Here is a 14,980-nt window from a genome sequence, read left to right as displayed (position 1 = left end):
CGTGAAATTCTGGAACTCGCGTGGTTATGTCAACGAAACCGGATTTCATTGTTAGCAGGATTGCAGGACAAACGTTCCAGGAAATACCGATTTTCAAGAAGGCAAAATTTTACGAAGTTTTGGTGACGTGAATCCCACACTCCGTCTTGCCGCGGTCGCGCCAGCGGCCCGCGCGCGGATCCTCGCCGGGAAGCGTGCGGCTGGTGCAAGGCATACACCCGATCGAGGTGAAGCCGGATGCGACCAAAGGATGCGGCGGCAGATTCATCGTTGCATACAGCGCCTTGAGTTCCTCCAGCGTTGCGTTCGCCAGCGGATTGAATTTCAGCCGCGCGCCGTCGGCCTCGACGACCGGAATGGCGGCGCGGTCGCCGCCCTGGAAACGCTTGCGGCCATTGATCCAGCCATCGAACGACGACAGCGCACGCGCCAGCGGCTCGACCTTGCGGATGAAACAGCACTGATCGGGATTGGAGAACCACAGGTCGCGGTCCTTGTCCTCGCGCTCCAGTGTATCGTTCAGCGGATGAATGGTGCGGACATCGGTCAATCCGAGCAGCTTCGTCAGCGTATCGCGATAGGCCAGCGTTTCCTCGAACAGCCAGCCGGTGTCGAGAAACACCACCGGAATCGCCGGATCGACATCCGCCGCGATCTTCAGCAGCGCTGCGGACTCGGTGCCGAACGACGACACCACGGCGAGCTTGTCGCGCCCGACAGCCTTGATGGCAGCCGCGATGATTTCTCCCGGCGACGCCTTGGCGAGCGCGCGGTCGAGTTCGGCCGCTTCGGCAACGATCAGCGATGACGACGGTGTCTCGGGAGACTGCGACAGGAATGAGGGTGCAGCAGTGGTCATGAACGCACTCCTTCGGGCAGATGCATCAGCCGGCGGTGAAACGCCGTGACGCGGCCGTCGCCGGTCGGCTGATAGAACACCGAATAACGCTTCGCGACGATGGCGAAAGCTTCGGCGTCGCTCTGCTTCTTCACTTCAAACGCATCGAACCCGGCGCGAAGCATGAACACGAACTGATCGCGGAGCACCTGACCGGTTGCGCGGAGTTCGCCGCGGAACTTGTAACGCTCCCGCAGCAGGCGCGCCTGGGTGTAGGCGCGGCCGTCCCGGAACACCGGAAACACCAGCGCCACCGCCGCCAGTCTGCCGAGATATGGCAAGAGATCGTCGACGTCGCGGTTGTTCGGCCAGATCACGCCGGTTTTGTCCTTGCGCGAAAGCGCCTTCTCTGGATCGGCAAGAAAGCGCTCGGCCGAGACCAGCACCGCGCCGCCGGCGGGAAGCTCCGCGTCGTCGGCGAGATGCACGAATTCGTCGGTGACGATGGCATTGCCCTTAACGAGTGGCATAGACCCGCTCCTTGAAAGGCTCCACGCCAAGACGCTTCACTGCATCGACGAACAGCTCTTGAGGACGCTGGCGCAGCGCCAGATAGGCCTCGACAATATCCTCGATCACATCGGCCACCTGATCGAACGGCACCGCAGGCCCCACGAGATGGCCGAGCACGGCATTCTCGTCGGCGCGGCCCCCGATGGTGATCTGGTAGAATTCCTCACCGTTCTTTTCGACGCCGAGAATGCCGATATGGCCGACGTGATGATGACCGCAGGCATTGATGCAGCCCGAGATATTGATGTGCAGCCGGCCGATCAGGTTCGCGGTGTCGTGATTGGCGAACCGCCGCGTGATCTCCTGTGCGATCGGAATCGAACGGGCGTTGGCGAGCGAGCAGTAATCGAGACCGGGGCAGGCAATGATATCGGTGACGAGGTTGACGTTCGGCGTCGCGACCCCGATCCTGTCGAGCGCCCGCCACAGCGCTGGAAGATCGCGCCTGGCGACGTGCGGCAGCGCCAGATTTTGCTCGTGGCCGACCCGGATTTCGCCGAACGAATATTTGTCCGCGAGATCGGCGATCTCGTCCATCTGCTCGGCGGTGGCGTCGCCCGGAGGCCCGCCCACCGGCTTCAATGACAGCGTGACGATGCCGTAGCCGGGCTGCTTGTGCTCAGCGACGGAGTTCTTGTACCAGGCCTCGAAATTCGGATTCAGCAACGCCTTCTTCAGTTCGTCCGGCGTGTCCGAGAGCTTTTCGTACTTCGGATAGAAGAAGCGTGAGCGGATATCCTCGATTTCGGCATTGTCGAGCGCCAGCGCGCCGTCGCGCATCTGCACCCACTCCTCCTCGACCTCCTGCTTGAACTTCTCGATGCCAAGCTCGTGGACCAGGATCTTGATGCGTGCCTTGTAGATGTTGTCGCGGCGGCCGTACTGGTTGTAGACGCGCAGGATCGCCTCGACATAGCTCAGGATGTCGCGGTGGCTGACGAATTCGTTGATGGTCTTGCCGATGAACGGCGTGCGGCCAAGACCGCCGCCGACCAGCACCTCGAAGCCGGTCTCGCCCGCGGCATTCCTGTGAATGCGCAGGCCGATGTCGTGAACCTTGATGGCAGCGCGATCGTGTTCGCTTGCGGTGATGGCGAACTTGAACTTGCGCGGCAGGAACGAGAACTCCGGATGCAGCGTCGAATACTGACGCAGGATTTCCGCCCAGATGCGCGGGTCTTCGACTTCGCCCGGCGCCACGCCCGCCCACTGATCGGAGGTCACGTTGCGGATGCAGTTGCCTGAGGTCTGCATGCCGTGAATGCCGACCTCGGCGAGATCCGCCAGCGCGTCGGGCAGTTCAGCGAGCTTGATCCAGTTGTACTGGATATTCTGCCGGGTGGTGAAATGGCCGTAGCCGCGGTCATACTTGCGCGCGACATGCGCCAGCGCGCGCATCTGCTTCGACGACAGGGTCCCGTACGGGATCGCGATCCGCAGCATGTAGGCGTGCAGTTGCAGATAGACGCCGTTCATCAGGCGCAGTGACTTGAATTCGTCTTCCGTCAGTTCGCCGGACAGACGGCGCGCCACCTGATCGCGGAATTCCAGGACGCGTTCGTTGACGATAGTCCGGTCGAGTTCGTCGTAAGCGTACATAACGATTGCCTTGAAGGGTCGCGGCTCAGGCCGAAACGAGAAGATCGATGGTGACGCCTTGCTGGCGGATTTTCTCGCGCAGATTGCCCGGCTGGATGCCGTCCTCGCCGATCTCCACCGGGGCGATGTAGGCGCCTACGGCGCCGACATCATCGGCGACGGATTCAGCGAGCAGGGCGCGCGCATCATCTGCGTTCCGGACGATCGCGGCGTCGGATAGCCTGACCGACCAGCCATGAGAAACGGTGCGATAGATCACGGCTCCATCGCCGGTGCGGTTGGCGGTGACGATGGACGGGCCGGTGATTTTGATTTTCTGTTGCAGAGGTGAGGTCATTCGGCAGCCATTAACAGGTCAGAGATGAGGTCATCCGGGTTCGCATTGCGCCACGGGGCGGATCGAGCGACGACGTCGCCGATAATCAGGATTGCAGGACCGCGTTCGACCTGTTCGGCGAGCGCAGGCAGATCGCGAAGCTTGCCGACCACGGCCTTGGCGTCCGGCCGCGTCGCGCGCGCGAACACACCGACCGGCGTGTCGGGCGATCGTCCAGCGGTCAGCAGGCCTTCGCGAATGGTCGGCGCAGCCGTCATGCCCATGTAGACCACGACGGTCATTTTCTTATCGGTCAGCGCCGACCAGTCGACGTTGCCGGCATCTTCCGCCTTGTGGGCGGTCAGGAAGGTGATGCGCAACGCTTCCTGGCGATAGGTCAGCGGCACCTCGGACTGGGCTGCGGCGCCCAATCCAGCGGTGATGCCGGGAATGACGGAATAAGCCACGCCTGCCGCACGCAGCGCCGCGATCTCTTCGCCGCCGCGCCCGAAGATAAAGGGATCGCCGCCTTTCAGACGCACAGCACGTTTGCCGGATTGCGCGGCCTCGATCAGCAGACGATGAATCTTGTCCTGCCCGATGCCGGGCTTGCCGACCCGGCGGCCAACCGGCACCCGCGCGGCGTCACGGCGCACGCGATCGAGAATTTCAGGTGAAACGAGGTCGTCGTAGAATACGACGTCGGCGTCCTGCAATGCGCGCAGCGCCTTGACCGTCAGCAGGTCCGGATCGCCCGGCCCCGCACCGACCAACGTGACGAAACCTTCGCCGCCGCTCGCCGCGAACGCCACCGGATCATGAATCGCGATCAGCTTGCGCTCGGCGTCCTGTACGCGCCCCGCAAGAACGTCCGCGCCGATCGGCCCGTCGATCACGCGCTCCCAGAACAGCCGGCGCATCGCCAGGTCAGGAAGCCGCGCCTTGATCGAATCGCGCCAACGTCCGGCGAAGGACGCAAGATCGCCGATCCGCGCAGGCAGCAGAGCCTCGATGCGCTCGCGCACACGGCGGGCGACAACCGGCGATGTGCCGCCGGTGCCGACGGCGACCACAACGTCACCGCGATCGACGATGGCCGGAACAATGAATGTGGAATGCGCGGCTTCGTCCATCACGTTGACGGGAATGCCGAGGACGCGTGCACGCGCCGCCATGGCGTGACCGGTATCACCGGCGCCCGCGCAGAGAATGGCAATGACATTGGCAAGATCGGCGGTGAGCGGATCGCCGGCGGCGCGCTCAATGCGCCCGGCCGACGCAGCATCAAGCCGCGAGACATCATGATTGCCGTCGGTCGCGAACCATCGCACGCGCGCATCGGCCGCCAGCAGCAGGCGCAATTTTGCCTGCGCAGGCTCGCCTTCCCCCACCAGAACGATGGGGCCGGCTTGCAGATCAAGGAACACCGGCAGAAACCGCATGCGAAACTCCGCTTCCCCATTTACAGGGTTGACTGAAATTATTTTCTATTTATGTATCTTGCAAGCGGCATAAAGAGAAAATTATTTCTTCTACGCTGCGCCGCAAAATTAGAATTTGGTACCACAAACCGCGCGCAAAAGAGATGCATCTTCTCATGACACATCTGGATGGCGATCCGTCCCGTCTGAGTGCCGCTGCATCCCGCGAAACCGATGGCCCGTGGGCGCCGTTCGCGTCCGGGATGGAGTAACGTCATGGCGACTTCTTCCACACCTTCGAAATTGTCCGTGCCTTCCATGGACCATCTCGATGAGCTCGAAGCACAGAGCATCTACATTTTCCGGGAAGCCTTCGCGCGGCTGAAGAAGCTCGCGCTGCTCTGGTCGCTCGGCAAAGACTCCAATGTGATGATCTGGCTGGCGCGCAAGGCGTTCTTCGGCAAGGTGCCGTTCCCGGCGCTGCACGTCGACACCCAAAAGAAATTCCCCGAGATGTACGCCTTCCGCGATCAGTACGCGAAGGAATGGGGCCTCGACCTGAAAGTCGATTTCTGCCCGCCTATCGAGGAGATCGATCCGACGCTGCCGCCCGCCGCACGCTCTGCTGCGCGCAAGACCGAAGGCCTGAAGCTCGCACTCGCCAAGTATGGTTTCGACGGACTGATCGCCGGCATCCGCCGCGACGAAGAAGCGACGCGCGCGAAGGAGCGCGTATTCTCGCCGCGCGGGCTTGAGGGCGGCTGGGACGTGCGCGATCAGCCCCCGGAATTCTGGGACCATTTCAACGCCTCGCCGCCGCAGGGCGCGCATCTGCGCATCCATCCGATCCTGCATTGGACCGAGGAAGACATCTGGGCCTACACCCAGCGCGAAAACATTCCGATCATCCCGCTCTATCTGTCGAAGAACGGCAAGCGCTACCGCTCGCTCGGCGATCAGGACATCACCAATCCCGTTGTATCGAACGCCTCGAACATCGACGAAATCCTGGCCGAACTGAAAGCCACGAAAGTGCCGGAGCGTGCCGGACGCGCGCTCGACCACGAAACCGAAGATGCCTTCGAGCGGCTTCGTGTCGCCGGTTATCTCTGACGTTAGATGAGCGCCCCGATGAACATCGCTGTTTCCAAAATCGAGTCCAAGGCTTCAATCGCCCCCGCGCCGCATAGTGCGACCCGTCCTCAGGTCCGCATCGTCATCGTCGGACACGTCGATCACGGCAAGTCGACGCTGGTCGGACGCCTGCTGCATGAAACCGGCAGCCTGCCCGACGGCAAGCTCGAGATGCTGAAAGCCGTCAGTGCGCGGCGCGGCATGCCGTTCGAATGGTCGTTCCTGCTCGACGCATTGCAGACCGAGCGCGACCAGGGCATCACCATCGACACCACCCAGATCCGTTTCCGCACGCCGTCGCGCGATGTCGTGCTGATCGACGCGCCTGGCCACGCCGAATTCCTGCGCAACATGATCACCGGTGCGTCGCAGGCCGATGCCGCAGTGCTCATCATCGACGCGCTCGAAGGCGTGCGCGACCAGACCCGCCGTCACGGCTATCTGCTGCATCTGCTCGGCGTCAAACAGGTCGCCGTTGTGGTCAACAAGATGGACCGCGTCGATTACAGCGCGGCGCGCTTCAAGGAGATCAGCGACGAGATTTCGGCGCATCTCACCGGCCTCGGCGTTACGCCGACCGCCATCGTGCCGATTTCGGCACGCGACGGCGACGGCGTTGCCGAACGTACCGCCAACATCAACTGGTACAGCGGACCCACGGTGGTCGAGGCGCTCGATGCGCTGACCCCGGCACGGGCGCTGGACGAGCTGGCGCTGCGGTTTCCGGTGCAGGCGATCTACAAGTTCGATGACCGCCGCATCGTCGCAGGCCGTGTCGAATCCGGCAACATCGGCACGGGCGACGAAATCGTGATCATGCCCGCGGGCAAGATCGCCAAGGTCAAGTCGGTCGAGAGCTGGCCGCAGACGCCGTTGCTCGCGCGGCAAGGCGCGGGCCGCTCGGTCGGCATCACGCTCGACCGCGAACTGTTTCTGGAACGCGGCGACGTCATCGCGCATTCGCACGCCACGCCCCGCGATACCCGCCGTCTCCATGCCCGGATTTTCTGGCTGCACGATACGCCGCTGAAATCAGGCATGTCGGTTCTGGTCCGTCTCGGCACCATGGAGACCCGCGCCACCATCGTCGAGATCAACAAGGCTGTTGATCCCGGCGAGCTTGCGAGCGTCGAGACGTCCGCGATCGGCCGCAACCGTGTCGGCGAAATCGACATTGCGCTGGCGAAGCCCGTCGCAGCCGACCCCTATACCGACAATCCGCGCACCGGCCGCCTTGTCATCGAAGTCAACGGCCGCATCGCGGGCGGCGGCCTCGTGCTCAGCGTCGATTCCGGTCAGCGCGCGATTCCCATCGACATCGTGCCGGTCGAATCCGCACTGCGCCCGGAAGAGCGTTCGGCGCGTTACGGTCACGGCGGCGCCGTGGTCTGGCTGACCGGCCTGCCCGGTTCGGGCAAGTCGACACTGGCGCGCGCTCTGGAACGCAAGCTGTTCAGCCGCGGCGGTTCACCGCTGCTGCTCGATGGCGACACCTTGCGCGCGGGTCTCAACGGCGATCTCGGGTTCTCGCCGAAGGATCGCACCGAAAACATCCGCCGCCTCGCCGAAATGGCGACGCATCTGGCACGCAACGGCCATATCGCCATTGTCGCCGCCGTCTCTCCCGCGAGCGACGACCGGGCACAGGCGCGGCGCATCGCCGACGACCTGTTCCGCGAGGTCTATGTCGCCACGCCGGCCGAGGTTTGCGAAAGCCGCGATCCGAAAGGCCACTATGCCAAGGCGCGCGCGGGCAACCTGCCGAGCTTCACCGGCATCGCCAACGACTATCAGCCGCCTGCCAACGCCGAACTGACCATCGACACCTCGACACGTTCGGTCGCTGACGCCGCAGACGAGATTGAGCGGCTGCTGGCAAATACCGGCGTTCTGTTCGGCGAACTCGGCGATCTCGCCGCCAACATTTAAGAATCCGCTCGACGCGTACAGGAGACTCTATTGCGCAAGACCCTCATCGCTTTCGCCGCCAGCCTCAGCTTGGTCACCGCGGCCCACGCGCAGACGCCCAACACGCTTCTGAACGTGTCCTATGACATCGCCCGCGAACTCTATGCGGCGGTCAATGTCGAATTCGCCAAGCAGTGGAAGGCCAAGACCGGCCAGGATATCACCATCAACCAGTCGCACAACGGCTCGACGCGTCAGGCCCGCGCCATTCTCGAAGGCCTCGAGGCCGACGTCGTCACCTTTAATCAGGTGCCGGACGTGCAGGTGCTCGCCGACAAGGGCAAGCTTATTCCCGCCGACTGGCAGAAGCGGCTGCCGAACAACTCGTCTCCGTACTATTCTCTTCCGGCATTCCTGGTGCGTGCAGGCAACCCGAAGAATATCAAGGACTGGGACGATCTGGTGAAGCCCGGCGTGCAGGTGATCTTCCCGAACCCGAAGACGTCGGGCAACGCCAAGTACACCTATCTGGCCGCCTATGCTTACGCCAAGACCAAGTATGACAGCGCCGAGAAGGCCGACGAGTTCGTCAAGAAGCTGTTCGCCAACGTTCCGGTGTTCGACACCGGCGGCCGCGCGGCGACCACCACCTTCGTCGAGCGTCAGACCGGCGACGTGCTGATCACCTTCGAGGCCGAGACCAACGGCATCCGCGACATCGCTGGCGCCGACAAGTATCAGGTCGTCGTGCCCTCGCAGAGCCTGCTGGCCGAATTTCCGGTAGCTGTGGTCGACAAATATGCCGACAAGCACGGCACGCAGGCGCTCGCCAAGGCCTATCTGGAATTCCTGTACACGCCGGAAGGGCAAACCATTCTGGCCAAGCAGTACAACCGCGTGAACGACAAGACCGTCGCCGAGAAGTTCAAGGACAAATTCCCGGCGGTGAAGCTCGTCACCATCGAAAAGGAGTTCGGCGGCTGGGACAAGGTCAACGCCGAGCACCTCAATCCCGGCGCCAAGCTCGATCAGTTGTTTGGCGGCGCCAACAGATAAGGCGATTTTCGTCATTGCGAGCGAAGCGAAGCAATCCACCGGTCTATGGAAAATGGATTGCTTCGTCGCTACGCTCCTCGCAATGATCGTTCTTTCACTTCGGAAGTGGATGATTCAATTTGCGACGCCGGGTCATCCCAGGTTTCGGATTGGCGCTGGGAACGACCGTCCTCTATCTCGGGGCGATCGTCCTGCTTCCGCTTTGCGCGCTGCTGCTGAAAGCCTCGGGCATCGGCGCGGCACAGCTCTGGAACATCCTGTCGTCGCCGCGCACGCTGTCGGCGATCCGGGTCACGGTGTCGATGGCCTTCGCGGCCACCATCTTCAACGCCATTTACGGTTTGCTGCTGGCATGGGTGCTGGCGCGCTACGAATTTCCCGGCAAGCGCATCCTCGATGCGCTGGTCGATGTTCCGTTCGCGCTGCCGACCGCGGTCGCGGGCCTCGCGCTGACCGCGCTGTTCGCAAAGAACGGCTGGTTCGGTGCGCCGCTCGACAAAATCGGCATCGCGGTCGCCTACACGCCGCTCGGCATCGCCATGGCGATGGCGTTCACCAGCATTCCGTTCGTGGTGCGCACGGTGCAGCCGGTGATCGAGGATCTCGGCTCGGAAGTCGAGGAAGCGGGCCGCTCGCTCGGCGCCAACGATTTCCAGATTTTGTGGAAGATCATCTTCCCTGCGATCTTCCCGGCCTTCCTTGCCGGCTGCTCGCTGTCGTTCGCCCGCAGCCTCGGCGAGTTCGGCGCGGTGATTTTCATCGCGGGCAACCAGCCGATGAAAACCGAAATAGTCGCGCTGCTGACCTACATCCGGCTCGAGGAATACAACTATGAGGCCGCGGCGGCGATCGCCACGATCATGCTGCTGATGGCATTCGTGATGCTGCTGTTCACCAACGCGGTGCAGGCCTGGCATCTGCGTTACGTCGGGCGCGGGGAAGTCTGATGTCCATTATACCCGATCGCGCCAGCGAACAGGCCGAGTGGATGCATCACCCTGTGGGCGGGGGCACGGTGACGCGGCGGATCGTGCTGTGGACCGTGCTGGTGCTGACGGCATTTTTTCTGGTGGCGCCGCTGGTGCTGATCGTCACCTCGGGTCTCTCCTCCGGCGTCGGCGTTTTCATGCGCAACCTCTCGGAGCCCGCGACGGTCCACGCCATTTTCCTCACGCTGCTGACGGCGCTGATTGTCGTGCCGATCAACATCCTGTTCGGCCTTGCGGCCGCATGGACGGTGACCAAATTCGAGTTCAGGGGACGGACACTGCTGATCTCGCTGATCGAACTGCCCTACTCGATCTCACCGATCGTCGCCGGTGTCGCCTATCTCTTCGTCTATGGCTCGCAGGGCCTGTTCGGGCCGCTGCTTGAATCGCTCGGCATCAAGGTGATGTTCGCGCTGCCTGCGATCTTCCTGGCGAGCCTGTTCGTGACCGCACCCTTCGTCGCGCGCGAACTGATTCCGTTGATGCAGGTGCAGGGCACCGACGAGGAAGAGGCCGCGGTAACGCTCGGCGCAGGCGGTTTCACCACATTCTGGCGCGTTACGCTGCCGAACGTGAAATGGGCCGTGGTCTACGGCGCCATCCTCTGCAACGCGCGCGTGATGGGCGAGTTCGGCGCGGTGTCGGTGGTCTCCGGCAACATCCGCGGCCAGACCACCACGCTGCCGCTTCAGATCGAACTGCTCTATCAGGACTACAATGTCGCCGGCGCCTTCGCCGCCGCGACGGTGCTGACTGCCGTGGCGCTGATTACCATCCTGATCAAGGTGGCCCTGGAACGGTACAGCAGCGAAGTACCGCACAGCGGAATTGGCCACTAACCGCTGCAGAACTGCCTGCGAAATGCGCTGGTTGACGGCCCCTGCGGGCGGGGTGGTATACGCCTTTCGGACGAGGGAAGGGCCTTCTCATAGGCCCGCCTTTGGCGCTAAAACCTTCCGCACGACGCCACTTTTCCGTGGCCATCACCACCTTACCTGAGGCCTCAAAACAGCGTTTCAAAACGCCGTTTTCCGTGGGATTTATCATGAAACGTATCGACGCCAGCGGTCTGAAGATCGCTCCTGTTCTGTTCGACTTCATTGCCAAGGAAGCAACCGCCGGCACCGGCGTTTCAGCCGACGCCTTCTGGGACGGCCTTGCCGGAATCGTCAAGGATCTGGCTCCCCGGACCCGCGAACTGCTCGCCACCCGCGATGCGCTGCAGGCCAAGATCGACGGCTGGCACAAGGCGAACAAGGGCAAGGCGTTCGACATGAATGCCTACACCGCCTTCCTGAAGGAAATCGGCTACCTTCTGCCGGAGCCTGCCGCAAAGGAAGTTCAGACCGCGAATGTCGATGAAGAACTCGCCTCCATGTTCGGGCCGCAGCTTGTGGTTCCGCTCACCAATGCGCGCTACTCGCTGAACGCGGCGAACGCCCGCTGGGGCAGCCTCTATGACGCGCTCTATGGCACCGACGCGATCCCGCACGATCCGTCCGAGGCTGGCCGCGGCTACAACAAGGCGCGCGGCGACAAGGTGATCGCCAAAGCCAAGGCGTTTCTCGATTCCGCCGTGCCGCTCGCAACCGGCAACCACAGCGACGTCACCGGCTATCACATCGAGCACGGCCAGCTCGCCGCCAAGCTCAAGAGCGGCAACGCCACCGCGCTCAGGAACAAGGCCCAGCTCGTGGGCTATCAGGGCGACGCCGCCTCCCCGACCTCGATCCTGCTGGTCAACAACGGCCTGCACATCGACGTGCTGATCAACCGCAACAGCCCGATCGGCAAGGACGATCCGGCCGGCGTTGCCGACATGATTCTCGAATCCGCCGTCTCGACCATTCTCGACATGGAAGACTCGGTTGCCGCCGTCGATGCCGAGGACAAGGTCCTGGTCTACCGCAACGTGCTCGGCCTGATGAACGGCACGCTGTCGGCCGACTTTGAGAAGGGCGGCAAGACGCTGACCCGCGCACTCAATGCCGACCGTGTCTACACCGCGGCAGACGGCAAGGGCGAAGTGAAGCTGCACGGCCGCAGCATGATGCTGATCCGCAACGTCGGCCATCACATGTTCACCGATGCCGTGCTCGACAGCTCGGGTGAGGAAATTCCGGAAGGCCTCCTCGACGCCGCCGTCACCGGCCTGCTCGCTCTTCACGACCTGAAGGGCAAGACCAAGCTGAAGAACAGCCGCAAGGGCTCGGTTTACATCGTCAAGCCGAAGATGCATGGCCCGGATGAAGTCGCGCTGACCGTCGATCTGTTCGGCCGCGTCGAGAAGATGCTCGGCCTTCCGGCCAACACCATGAAGGTCGGCATCATGGACGAGGAGCGCCGCACCACGGTGAACCTCCAGGCGTGCATCCAGAACGCCGCGCAGCGCATCTGCTTCATCAACACGGGATTCCTCGATCGCACCGGCGACGAAATCCATACGTCGATGGAAGCGGGCCCGATGATACGCAAGAACGACATGAAGGCGCAGCCCTGGATCAAGGCTTATGAAGACTGGAATGTCGACATCGGTCTGGCCAACGGCCTGCCGGGTCACGCCCAGGTCGGCAAGGGCATGTGGGCCGCTCCCGACAAGATGGCCGACATGCTGGCGCAGAAGATCGCGCATCCGCAGGCCGGCGCATCGACCGCGTGGGTCCCCTCGCCCACCGCCGCAACGCTGCACGCCCTGCACTATCATCATGTGGACGTCGGCGCGCGCCAGAAGGAACTGAAGAGCCGTCCGAAGGCGAAGCTGTCGGACATCCTGACCATTCCGGTGTCGCAGTCGAACTGGGCGCCGGACGACGTCAAGCAGGAGATCGACAACAACTGCCAGGGCATCCTCGGCTACGTGGTGCGCTGGATCGATCAGGGCGTCGGCTGCTCCAAGGTGCCGGACATTCACGATGTCGGCCTGATGGAAGACCGCGCCACGCTGCGCATCTCCGCGCAGCACCTCGCCAACTGGCTGCATCAGGGCGTCGTCACCAAGGATCAGGTAATGGAATCCCTGAAGCGCATGGCGGCGATCGTGGACAAGCAGAACGCAGGCGATGCGCTCTACAAGCCGATGGCGCCGAAGTTCGACGGCGTGGCATTCCAGGCCGCCTGCGACCTGATCTTCAAGGGCCGCGAGCAGCCGAACGGCTACACAGAATTCATCCTGCATGCGCGCCGCAAGGAAGCGAAAGCGGCAGGCTGATCGGCCGACTCGATTGACGTAAAGATGGAAACCCCGGCGCCCGCGCCGGGGTTTTTGTTTGAGCGGTATACCGATGTCATCCGTTTTACGGTTTACGCCATCTTAACAACGGGTCGTGAATGATCGATTCGGTGGCACGCCTCGCGCTGACCACCCTCAAAGACGGTCCCGCCCTTCCTGCGCGAATGCAGGCTTCAAACAAGGAAGAAGAACTCTATGCGTGCATCGCTTGCCACGAAGCTGTCCTCTATGGCCGCGATCGGCCTCGCCGCAGTCACCGGCGCCAGTCTCTGGATTGCGGACGCCAGCATCGAATCCGAACGGCAGGCGGTCGCACGGCAGGCCGAATTCAAGCAGTTGGGCGCCGATCTCGCCGCCGGCTCCGACTTGCTGACCAACGAAGCGCGGCGATACACCATTTTCGGCGAGACGAAGCATTACGACGCGTACTGGCGCGAGGTAAATCAGACCAAAACCCGCGACCGCGTCGTCCAGCGCCTGACCCAGCTCGGCGCGCCGAAGGCTGAACTGGACTTGATCGAAAAGGCCAAGGCCAACTCCGACGCCCTGATCAAGACCGAGGAAGCGGCGATGGCCGCCGTGCAGAAAGGCGATCTCGAGCAGGCCCGCAAGCTGATGTTCGATACGAACTACGATCGCAACAAGGCCGTGATCGTGCAGCCGCTCGATGAATTCCAGAACAAGATGAACACCCGTGCCCGGCTCGAAGCGGAAAGCGCCCAGAACCGCGCACGCTGGATGGGCAACATCGCCGAGGTGATGACCATCCTGTCCGCCGTCACTTTCATCGCGATCCTCTATTTCGTATTCAACCGCCGTGTGGTCACGCCGCTGACTCAGCTTGTCACCGTCGTAACGCGCCTTGCCAAGCAGGACTACGCCGCCGAGGTGCCGAACACGCAGCGGCAGGACGAAATCGGCGACATGGCCCGCGCCGTGCAGATCTTCAAGCAGAACGGCATCGATCGCGAGCGGCTGGAAGCCGAGCAGCGCAATGAGCGCTCCGCAAAGGAACGCCGCGCCGCGCAGATGGAGCGGCTGACGCTCGAGTTCGAAGGAAAGGTCGGAAATCTCGTTCAACTCCTGTCGAAGGCGTCGAGCGACATGCAGATGACAGCTCAATCGATGTCGGCGACCGCGGAAGAAACCAACCAGCAGTCCACCGCCGTCGCTTCCGCCGCGGAAACGGCGTCGCTCAACGTCGAATCGGTCGCCGCGGCGGCAGAGGAGCTTTCATCGTCGATCGGCGAAATCAGTAGGCAGGTCACGCAGTCGGCGACCATTGCCAACACCGCAGTGGCCGAGGCTCGGCGCACCGACCAGACGGTGCAGGCGCTTGCCCAAGGAGCCCAGAAGATCGGCGAAGTGGTGACGCTGATCCAGACCATTGCGTCGCAGACCAACCTGCTAGCGCTCAATGCCACGATCGAAGCGGCTCGCGCGGGTGAAGCGGGACGCGGCTTTGCCGTCGTTGCGACGGAAGTCAAAAGCCTCGCCACCCAGACCGCCAAGGCCACCGAGGAAATCTCGGCGCTGGTGGACGAGATTCAGATCGCCACGCGCGATGCCGTCGGCGCGGTGCAGAACATCGGAACGACGATCAACGACATCAGCAAGATCGCGTCCGCCATCGCAGCCGCAGTCGAAGAGCAATCCGTCGCAACCAAGGAGATTGCCCAGAACGTGCAGCTCGCTTCGGCCGGCACCGCGGAAGTCACCGCCAACATTGGCGGCGTACGGCAGGCGGCAACCGATACCGGTTCCGCTGCCGAGAAGGTACTTGGTGCGGCTGGCCGGTTGTCGCAACAGTCCGACGAATTGCAGAGTGAGGTTCGCGTGTTCCTCGGCAGCGTGAAGGCGGCGTAGCGGGAACGTTCACGCCACCCCTTCGTTATCGGTCTTTCCAACACTGGAGGA

12 protein-coding genes are annotated in these 14,980 nt (G+C 62.9%); 7 read left to right on the top strand and 5 right to left on the bottom strand.

The genetic code is table 11. The features are described from left to right. Window positions 1-109 precede the first annotated feature (109 nt). Genes AC1RM7_RS20865 through cysG form a run of 5 tightly spaced genes read right to left on the bottom strand, consistent with a single transcriptional unit; the run spans window position 110 to window position 4,768 of the window. Window positions 110-859: a phosphoadenylyl-sulfate reductase gene (locus AC1RM7_RS20865; RefSeq protein WP_006022692.1), complete on the bottom strand. Its 750-nt coding sequence runs from the start codon at window positions 857-859 to the stop codon at window positions 110-112. Then, complete coding sequence (locus AC1RM7_RS20860) at window positions 856-1,368, bottom strand: DUF934 domain-containing protein (protein WP_024919582.1); 513 nt, start codon at window positions 1,366-1,368, stop codon at window positions 856-858. The genes AC1RM7_RS20865 and AC1RM7_RS20860 overlap by 4 nt, the downstream gene beginning before the upstream one ends. After that, a complete protein-coding gene (locus AC1RM7_RS20855; protein WP_006022694.1) occupies window positions 1,355-3,010 on the bottom strand; it encodes a nitrite/sulfite reductase in 1,656 nt (551 codons plus the stop codon). The genes AC1RM7_RS20860 and AC1RM7_RS20855 overlap by 14 nt, the downstream gene beginning before the upstream one ends. 25 nt (window positions 3,011-3,035) lie before the next feature. Beyond that, window positions 3,036-3,347, bottom strand: coding sequence for a DUF2849 domain-containing protein (locus AC1RM7_RS20850; protein ID WP_006022695.1), 312 nt, complete (start codon window positions 3,345-3,347; stop codon window positions 3,036-3,038). Beyond that, window positions 3,344-4,768: a siroheme synthase CysG gene (gene cysG / locus AC1RM7_RS20845; protein WP_024919583.1), complete on the bottom strand. Its 1,425-nt coding sequence runs from the start codon at window positions 4,766-4,768 to the stop codon at window positions 3,344-3,346. The genes AC1RM7_RS20850 and cysG overlap by 4 nt, the downstream gene beginning before the upstream one ends. A 255-nt stretch (window positions 4,769-5,023) precedes the next feature. On the opposite strand from cysG, the gene cysD reads away from it, so the two are divergent. From cysD to AC1RM7_RS20810, 7 genes are all read left to right on the top strand, one after another. Further along, the gene (gene cysD / locus AC1RM7_RS20840) at window positions 5,024-5,860 is read left to right on the top strand and encodes a sulfate adenylyltransferase subunit CysD (RefSeq protein ID WP_006022697.1); all 837 of its coding nucleotides are present in this window, start codon (window positions 5,024-5,026) and stop codon (window positions 5,858-5,860) included. A gap of 18 nt (window positions 5,861-5,878) precedes the next feature. Then, entirely contained in the window at window positions 5,879-7,810 is a 1,932-nt protein-coding gene (gene cysC, locus AC1RM7_RS20835; protein ID WP_024919585.1) for an adenylyl-sulfate kinase, read from the top strand. A gap of 30 nt (window positions 7,811-7,840) precedes the next feature. Continuing rightward, window positions 7,841-8,845: a thiosulfate ABC transporter substrate-binding protein CysP gene (gene cysP, locus AC1RM7_RS20830; protein WP_024919586.1), complete on the top strand. Its 1,005-nt coding sequence runs from the start codon at window positions 7,841-7,843 to the stop codon at window positions 8,843-8,845. Between the two features lie 119 nt (window positions 8,846-8,964). Continuing rightward, window positions 8,965-9,792 (top strand): sulfate ABC transporter permease subunit CysT, encoded by an 828-nt coding sequence (gene cysT, locus AC1RM7_RS20825; RefSeq protein WP_024919587.1) that lies wholly within the window; start codon window positions 8,965-8,967, stop codon window positions 9,790-9,792. Next, window positions 9,792-10,673 (top strand): sulfate ABC transporter permease subunit CysW, encoded by an 882-nt coding sequence (gene cysW / locus AC1RM7_RS20820; protein WP_024919588.1) that lies wholly within the window; start codon window positions 9,792-9,794, stop codon window positions 10,671-10,673. The genes cysT and cysW overlap by 1 nt, the downstream gene beginning before the upstream one ends. Before the next feature lie 206 nt (window positions 10,674-10,879). Beyond that, complete coding sequence (locus AC1RM7_RS20815; protein WP_024919589.1) at window positions 10,880-13,042, top strand: malate synthase G; 2,163 nt, start codon at window positions 10,880-10,882, stop codon at window positions 13,040-13,042. A 216-nt stretch (window positions 13,043-13,258) separates the two neighbouring features. Further along, window positions 13,259-14,929: a methyl-accepting chemotaxis protein gene (locus AC1RM7_RS20810; protein ID WP_024919590.1), complete on the top strand. Its 1,671-nt coding sequence runs from the start codon at window positions 13,259-13,261 to the stop codon at window positions 14,927-14,929. The last annotated feature ends 51 nt before the right edge of the window (window positions 14,930-14,980 follow it).

This window comes from Afipia sp. GW822-FHT03D08 (assembly GCF_058801645.1).
The sequence above is the reverse complement of the archived record's forward strand: the minus strand, read 5'-3'. Positions and strand labels throughout refer to the sequence as shown.

Bases quoted from the DNA above. Each gene is read 5' to 3' on its own strand.
- AC1RM7_RS20865 (WP_006022692.1), bottom strand. From the start codon at position 859: ATGACCACTGCTGCACCCTCATTCCTGTCGCAGTCTCCCGAGACACCG.
- cysG (WP_024919583.1), bottom strand. From the start codon at position 4,768: ATGCGGTTTCTGCCGGTGTTCCTTGATCTGCAAGCCGGCCCCATCGTT.
- AC1RM7_RS20810 (WP_024919590.1), top strand. From the start codon at position 13,259: ATGCGTGCATCGCTTGCCACGAAGCTGTCCTCTATGGCCGCGATCGGC.
- AC1RM7_RS20855 (WP_006022694.1), bottom strand. From the start codon at position 3,010: ATGTACGCTTACGACGAACTCGACCGGACTATCGTCAACGAACGCGTC.
- cysD (WP_006022697.1), top strand. From the start codon at position 5,024: ATGGCGACTTCTTCCACACCTTCGAAATTGTCCGTGCCTTCCATGGAC.
- AC1RM7_RS20850 (WP_006022695.1), bottom strand. From the start codon at position 3,347: ATGACCTCACCTCTGCAACAGAAAATCAAAATCACCGGCCCGTCCATC.
- AC1RM7_RS20815 (WP_024919589.1), top strand. From the start codon at position 10,880: ATGAAACGTATCGACGCCAGCGGTCTGAAGATCGCTCCTGTTCTGTTC.
- AC1RM7_RS20860 (WP_024919582.1), bottom strand. From the start codon at position 1,368: ATGCCACTCGTTAAGGGCAATGCCATCGTCACCGACGAATTCGTGCAT.
- cysC (WP_024919585.1), top strand. From the start codon at position 5,879: ATGAACATCGCTGTTTCCAAAATCGAGTCCAAGGCTTCAATCGCCCCC.
- cysW (WP_024919588.1), top strand. From the start codon at position 9,792: ATGTCCATTATACCCGATCGCGCCAGCGAACAGGCCGAGTGGATGCAT.